Origin of the sequence: Candidatus Avelusimicrobium faecicola (assembly GCA_900540405.1) — a bacterium.
GTDB lineage: Bacteria > Elusimicrobiota > Elusimicrobia > Elusimicrobiales > Elusimicrobiaceae > Avelusimicrobium > Avelusimicrobium faecicola.
In genome coordinates this window covers 1-7,115 of the sequence record UQFW01000060.1, presented here as the reverse complement: position 1 = coordinate 7,115, position 7,115 = coordinate 1, and the positions used below count along the sequence as shown (strand labels likewise).

Here is a 7,115-nt window from a genome sequence, read left to right as displayed (position 1 = left end):
AGCTACATAAGCCTAAAGGCGGTGCAAAAGGGCTTAAATTTGGAAAATGGTATGCCCATGAAATGCGAACGGGGAACAAAATAACATTTTGTTCCCCGCGCATTAAAAACCGAGCTTACCAAATGCCGTTATTGAATAGCTTTTACTATTTGCGGGTCCTCCATACACAAATACACTATTGTTTTTGGGAACGCCTTACGCAGTAAAGGCACCAAAAAGCGGTACACCTCCAACCGCTGTGCATCCGCATAGCGCATTTTGCCGTCAAAATCCAGCAAAAACTCCCCGTCCAAAATAGTGTTGTTTACAAAGCGGGTTTCTATCATTTTTTTAAGCTCCCGGCTAAAGCGCAACGTCCCCACGCTAATCCAGGCGATTTTTTCGTGCGGCAACGTGTCCGCCATTTCCTGTACGGTGCGGGCATAATCGGCCTGATAGCCGTTGTAAATAATCACCGGGTCAAAGTGGAAACCCAGGCGGTACCCGGCCCGCGCCACTTGGCAGGCGGCTTGCAAACGCGCGGATAAATCCGGCGTAAAATGTTCCGCTTCCCCGGTAATTTTGGACGAATTGACCGACCACGAAACGACCACATTTTCCGCCCCGCCCGCGTTCAATAAACCGTCTATACAAACGCTTTTGGTTTTGAACTCAAACTGCAAATACGGCCGCGCGCGGAAGAACGGCACAATTTTTTGGCTGTATTGGGTAATGGAATCAAACACCAAAGAATCCGTAAACTCCCCACTGCCGATACGCGGGCGGTCAAACGGCCCTTTATTAAAATGCGCCGTATCTATTTTAGCCAAAAACTCGTCCACATTGGCCGGCAGCAGCACCGCGTGCAAATTTTGATACTGCTGTAAAAAACAATACTCACATTCAAAGCGGCAACCAAAGCCCAAATTGATTAAATTATATCCGCACCCCGCCGCCGCACAACTGCACGGGCAAGGTTTTAGAAAATCATACTTTTCGCGGTGGATAAGCAGGGTTTCCAACCGTTTGGAAAAATTCGGGCTTCCAACGTGCGTTTTGCCGTCGGTCAGCTTAAACTGCGCCTGCGGAAACAAGGCCCGCACCCGCGCGGCCAGTTCGCTTTCTTGCACGCTGTCTTCTATATACACCGTTTTGGGATAAAACGGCCGGGGGGTTAAATCGGCCCGCTGGGCGGGGTCCAGTTCCAGTTTAGGTAAATAAAAACGGTTGCGCGCGGCGGTGGCAAAATTAACCGGATAGCGTTTTTTTAATAAAAAAGTTTTGGCGCTTTCAAAATTCCATTTCTTTTCCGCCGGGAACAACTGCGCGGGCGTTATGCCGTCACGCTTAGTAATTTCATAAACCAGGCGGGTGATTTCCCGCATTTTATTTACGCCCAACCCGGGCAAAAGTTGCTGTAAGTAAGTTTCTATGGTGTTTAACGGCATACGCCCTCCAAATATGCAATTTCCTGCGGGGTGAGCCGCACCTGAAGCGCGGTTAGGTTTTCCGCCATTTGGGCCGCCCCGCGCGCCCCGCAAAGCACGTTTTTTACCCCCGCTTGGGCCAGCACATACGCCAGCGCCACCGCAGACGGACAAACCCCCTGTTGCGCGGCCACTTGGCGCACCCGCTCCACCACCGGGCAGGAATAATCGGTAAAGGTTTCCCCTTTATAAAAACGGTAAAAATAACTGCGCGCATCGGCCCGGCGGATATTGGGCATTTTTTTGTATTTGCCGGTTAAAATTCCCCCCGCCAGCGCGCCATACGCTATAAAAAACAGCTTTTTAGCTTGGCAGAGCGGCAACACGGCCCGGGCTTTGGCCGTATCCAACAGGCTGTACGACCCTTGCACAGTGGCAATGGGCGCCAGGGAACAGGCTTCCCGCAAAAGTTCCAAAGGGAAATTACACACCCCGATAAAGCGGATTTTTCCCTCCTGCCGCAAACGCACCAACTCCTGCAAGGTTTCAGCCAATGGGGTAGCCGGGTCCGGCCAATGGATTTGGTACAAATCAATATAATCCGTACGCAAACGGCGCAGGGAGTTTTCCAACTCTTGCCGGACGGAATCCGGCTTGAGCCAGTGGTTAATTCCTTTGGCAAAACGCACCAAGCCGCATTTGGTGGCAATAAAGGCTTTATCCCGCCGGCCTTGTAAGGCGCGGCCCAGCACTTCTTCGGCGTGGCCGTCCCCATAAACAGGGGCGGAGTCAAACCAATTTATCCCGCCGTCTAATGCGGCGGACACGGCGGACAAAGAGTCCCCGTCCTGTGCGGGCCCCCAATCGGTTCCCCCGCCAAAAGCCCAGGTGCCCAGCCCCAGGCGGGACAAACGCATAAACCCCGCGCAAAGCGGGGTATTGGTCAAAGTCACAAGGCAAGTTCCTTTCCCAAAACGGGGAACATGGGCTTACGCCTGCGGCATATTCAAGCCGGCCATACCGCCCATAGCTTGGGCCGCCATAGCCTGGGAATCGCGCACCGCTTTATTAACGGCAGCTTTAATTTCTTCGCCCAATTCGGCCGGGGTGGCCGCTTTGGCAATATCAAAAATTTTTACTTCTTTGATTTCCTGCGAGCCGGAAATGGTAATTTCCACCCAATGTTTGGGGCCTTCCACCTTAACCACCATACCGTCCAAACGCTTTTTTAATTCTTCCATTTGGCTTTTGAGTTTCCATAAATCTTTTAATTGTCCTAATTTTTCAAACATGGTACAACCTCCACAAAATTTAAGTATATTTTAGCTTTTATAAATCCACCGCCGCAAACTCCCGCACAAAAAACACACTGCAACGCACGTTTTTTACGCCAAAAATCTTTTGGGCGGCCTGACGGTATACGTCCAGTTGGGCGCGGTATTTTTCCGCCGCCTGTGCCGGGGTTTCCCCCTCCAAACGGTCGGTCTTATAGTCGGCAATCCAAAGCCCTTGCGGGGTTTGGGCCACGGCATCTATTTCGCCCGATACCACCTGTCCGTTTTGCGTCACTAGCGAAAACGGCATTTCGCACGCCAGTAATTTAGCCTGCAAAAACGGCGCAAAGGTTTTGCTCTGCACAAAACTTTGGGCCAGTTGGGCGGCTTCCTGCCGCAAAGACGCATCCGCCTGCTCTAGCGCAAAAGCGCGGTTTAAGGCGCGGGACAAATTGCGGGCTTCGTCCGCCAAATACAGTTCTAATGCCTTGTGTACCAACGTGCCCAAGGCCAACGCTTGCGCTTGGGCCGCGCCTGCACCCTGCGGGGCCGGAGCGCTGGGCGTAAGCACCGGCGTATTCAATGCCGCCTGATAACGCGCCTGCCGGGCGGCAAAAAGGCGTTGCCAATCCGTCAGCTCCATTTCGCTTTGCTCTTGTTCCGGCGCCTGATGCGTGGTATAAATAAAAGTGGCCGGGTCCCGGTACTGCACATAATGCACCGGCACCGTCAAATCCCCTTTTACAAATTCTTTAGGCAAAGTTTGCGGGTTTGGCTCGCCCTGCGGAATGGACGGATAAAACCCCGCCGCCATGAAAGATTCCGCCAATGTTTTTTTGTTTTTGCCCACATTTCCCACTACCAGCAATTTGAACTTGGCGCGCGTTAAAGCCACATATAAAATGCGCAGTTCTTCGCACCGGGCGTGCTTTTTTTGTTCGTCTTCCAAAAAGGCCAGTTTTACATCACACACTTTGCCGGCACGCAAGCCGTGCATATTGTACTGCCAGGAATAAATATGTTTGGGGCGTTTTTCCGCCGTTTCCTTAGATTCGTGGGAAATATCCGTCAAAATTACGACAGGGAATTCCAACCCCTTGGATTTATGCACCGTCATTACGGAAACGGCATTTAAGGATTCTTCGCTGACAGTTCCTTTTAACAAATCGGGCTGGTCTTCCATTAATTGTTGGGCAACGGATAAAAACTGCCCCAAGGTGGAAGGCGCCTCGGCGGCGTAGCCCTCCGCCAGCGCGCACAGTTTGGCTAAATTGGAAAGGCTCCGTTCGCCGTCGTACGCCATGGCGCAAAGTTCCGGCAAAAAGGTTTCTTCCCGCACGGTGCGCAAAAGCTCTTTGAGCGGCGTGCGCCCGGCGCGGTTGATAAATTTGCGCAGCATTGCATAAAATTCGCTCAGGCGCTCATCCTGCACCGTGGCAAACGGGGAGAGTTCGTTTCGGCGGGCGAATGTGTAAACTTCTTCGTCCGTAAACCCGCCCAACGGCCCGCGCAAAACCCCGGTTAAAGCAATTTTATCCGAGGGGTCCTCCACCACGCGCAAGAAGTTTAAGAAGTCGTGGACTTCCTGGTTGGTATTGAAATTTTTGTCCGCTTCCACATTAAACGCAATATCCGCCCGGCGCAACGCATTGGTATAAAAATGTTGCGAAGTAGACGTTTGGGACAAAAGCGCCACATCCCCATAAGTTAATTTTTTACCGCCGGGAAGTGTCATCACCCCCACTTGACTGCGGAGCCAATCGGCCACAAATTGGGCTTGGTTCTGGCGCAACACATCCGACGCTTTTTGGTTGCCGGATACTTTTTCCGGGGGCATTACGGCGGCTATTTCCACCGCTTTATTGCGCCCGGGTTTGCTGGTAAAAATCGGCACATATTCCGGCTGGAAAGAGGGCTCCGCTTTCATCACGCACCCGCACACGGCGTTGGAAATATCCACAATTTCCGCCACACTGCGGAAGTTCTGCTGTAAAAAGCATTTCTGCCCGCCTTGGCGCAAAATCAAGTCCGTAAATAATTCATAGGCCGTAATATCCGCCCCGCGGAAACGGTAAATGGATTGTTTCGGGTCCCCCACCACAAACAATTTGCCGGGGGCCAAACGCACGTCCTGCCACCGGGTAGCCGCGCCTTGTTTTTCTTCCGCCAAAAACAGGAACATTTCCCCTTGGGCGGGGTCTGTATCTTGGAACTCGTCCACAAATAACGCATCAAACTGTTCTTTTAACTGGCGGCGCACTTTTAAGTTGTTTTGCAATAAATTGCGGGTTTTGATAATCAGGTCATCAAAACTTAAAATGCCGGCTTCCTGCGCGCCGGAGCGGACGTCTTGCACTAAACCTGCCGTCAGCTCCAACACTTTGCGGAACAAGTCCTGTTCTTCCGGTGCGGCTTTGGCGGAAAAAGCACAAATTTCCCCCGCTTCCGCATACGCATCTTCGTCCCAGCCTTTGGGCATATTGCCGTTTAACACAGTCAATTCTTCCGGCGCCGGGCCCGGGTTTTTCCCCTGCAAATATAGCGCACTGCGGCGCAGTTGGGCGGCGGCACACGTTAGCGCATTTTCCACCTTGCGCGGCTTTTTGACCCCTTCCATAAATGCGGTGGAAAGCGCTTCGGCCCGCGCGGCTCTTTCCAAACAATACTTGGCCAGTAAATCCGCATGGGAAAAATAATCATACGCATCTATGTTGCCTTTGCATAGTTCGGAAGCGAAACTTTTTATATCGTCTAACGAGATTTTTTGCAATACCGCTTTCCACTCCTCCGCACGCGGGGCCTGCACGCCCAGTTCTTTATCTAAAAAGGTATTCCATTTGGCTTCAAACAAGCGGCTTGCCCGCGCGCCTTGGTCTATTTGCGCATTGGGGGATAGCCCCGCCTCCAGAGGATAGGCCCGCAAAATATCCCCGCAAAAACTATGAATCGTGCCGATGGCACTGCGGTCCAAATGGGCCAGGGCTTCTTGCATACGCCGCAACATTTCCTCCTCCGCTTTTTGGTGGGCTTTTTCGTCTTGCGGGTCTACCGGGCGGTGGGCCCAAAGCAGTGCCAGCGTGCCGGAGTCGTCTGCCTTGTGTTCCAAAATGCAGGCAATTAAATGTTGTAATTTGTCAATTAAACGGTTTTTTATTTCCGCGGCAGCTTTTTCCGTAAAGGTCAGCGCGACCAACTTTTCGGCCGCCATGCCCTGCGCCACCAACGCCAAACATAACCGCTCAATTAAAAGCCTGGTTTTGCCTGTACCGGCGCCGGCCTCCACCACCATATTTTGGCCGAGCAAAAGCTGTACTTTTAGGCGGTCTTCCCGCGGGTCCATATTTAACTCCCGGGCCGCGCGCGCCCAATCCCCGGCTTGCACCAGGGGCCAAATGCGGCGGTAATCGGCAAGGGTAGGATATTCGTTCTGGCTCATAATTTCCTCCAATCGGCCACTTCTGCCGCGGCGGCGCTGTGACGCGCGCGTAAACGGGTTTTGAACGCATCTTTGCGGCAAATACCGCTAAACGGACAATAGGCGCAATTTTCGTTTACTTCCAAGTAAAAATCTCCTTTTTTAATGAGCCGCATCAGGCAGGCAAAAAAGCCGTCCGCCTGCGGCTTAACCTCATCAAAACCGTCACGGGATAAATCCTTGCGTTTGTAGCCGTTTTTTAACTCCAGTAGGCACGAACCGGCATACTCCCACCCCGCAAACCGGGCATTTTGCGCCAACATAACGGCGTATAAAAACGGTTGGAACACATTATCCGCCAGTAAGGCTTGCTCCAAACTTTTTTTGGTGTGGATACTGGATTTGTAATCCGCCACCTGATATTGGCGGGAAGATTCGTCCAAATCCACCCGGTCCACAATCCCGTGAATTTTTATTTTTGTATCTTGCGCCGCGGTGTAAACGGCCTCAAATTCCGTTTCAAACACGCCCGGCACAAAAGAACCTAACTTGGGCGCTTCTTCCACTACAAAATCCGTTATTTTTTGGATAAGCTCCTGCCGAATCAGCTCCCACACCACGGGGTAAATACCAAATTGTTTATATGCGTTGGCCGGTACTAACTCTTGCACCGCGCGCTTGACCCGCTCTTCCAACGCGGCAGGGAACAAATCCTGCGGGCGGATATGCTCTTGGTACAAATCCCCATACACGCGGGCCAGTACGGCGTGATAAGCACTGCCTTTGGCGTTGGGGGCCCATTCCTGACGGGAAAGCACCTCATCCGGCGCGGCAAGCCCCACCCCGCGGGCCAAAAAGTGCCGCATGGGGCATTGGGCCAGCGTAATTAAGGCCGAGGGCGAAAACCCTTTTTCGTTCACGCGCGCCAGTATTTCCCCGCCGCAGGCAATTTGCCCGTCATAGGCGGTAGGCACGCCGAAAGCCGCTAAATTTTTAACGGCCGTTAAAGAGCGTTCCAAC

Annotated in this window: 5 protein-coding genes; all 5 read right to left on the bottom strand. The window is 52.5% G+C overall.

The window, feature by feature from the left end; all coding sequences use genetic code 11:
* Nucleotides 1–128: 128 nt before the first annotated feature.
* A complete protein-coding gene (locus ACQY18_RS05985) occupies nt 129–1,427 on the bottom strand; it encodes an SPL family radical SAM protein (protein WP_428039210.1) in 1,299 nt (432 codons plus the stop codon).
* The gene (locus tag ACQY18_RS05980; protein ID WP_428039209.1) at nt 1,418–2,359 is read right to left on the bottom strand and encodes an aldo/keto reductase; all 942 of its coding nucleotides are present in this window, start codon (nt 2,357–2,359) and stop codon (nt 1,418–1,420) included. Before ACQY18_RS05980 ends, ACQY18_RS05985 begins: the two co-directional genes overlap by 10 nt.
* A 36-nt stretch (nt 2,360–2,395) precedes the next feature.
* Nucleotides 2,396–2,698: a YbaB/EbfC family nucleoid-associated protein gene (locus tag ACQY18_RS05975; RefSeq protein ID WP_176777953.1), complete on the bottom strand. Its 303-nt coding sequence runs from the start codon at nt 2,696–2,698 to the stop codon at nt 2,396–2,398.
* A 37-nt stretch (nt 2,699–2,735) separates the two neighbouring features.
* Nucleotides 2,736–6,116 (bottom strand): UvrD-helicase domain-containing protein, encoded by a 3,381-nt coding sequence (locus tag ACQY18_RS05970; RefSeq protein WP_428039208.1) that lies wholly within the window; start codon nt 6,114–6,116, stop codon nt 2,736–2,738.
* A partial coding sequence (locus ACQY18_RS05965; protein ID WP_428039207.1) for a PD-(D/E)XK nuclease family protein occupies nt 6,113–7,115 on the bottom strand: 1,003 nt, incomplete at its 5' end. The genes ACQY18_RS05965 and ACQY18_RS05970, both read right to left, overlap by 4 nt.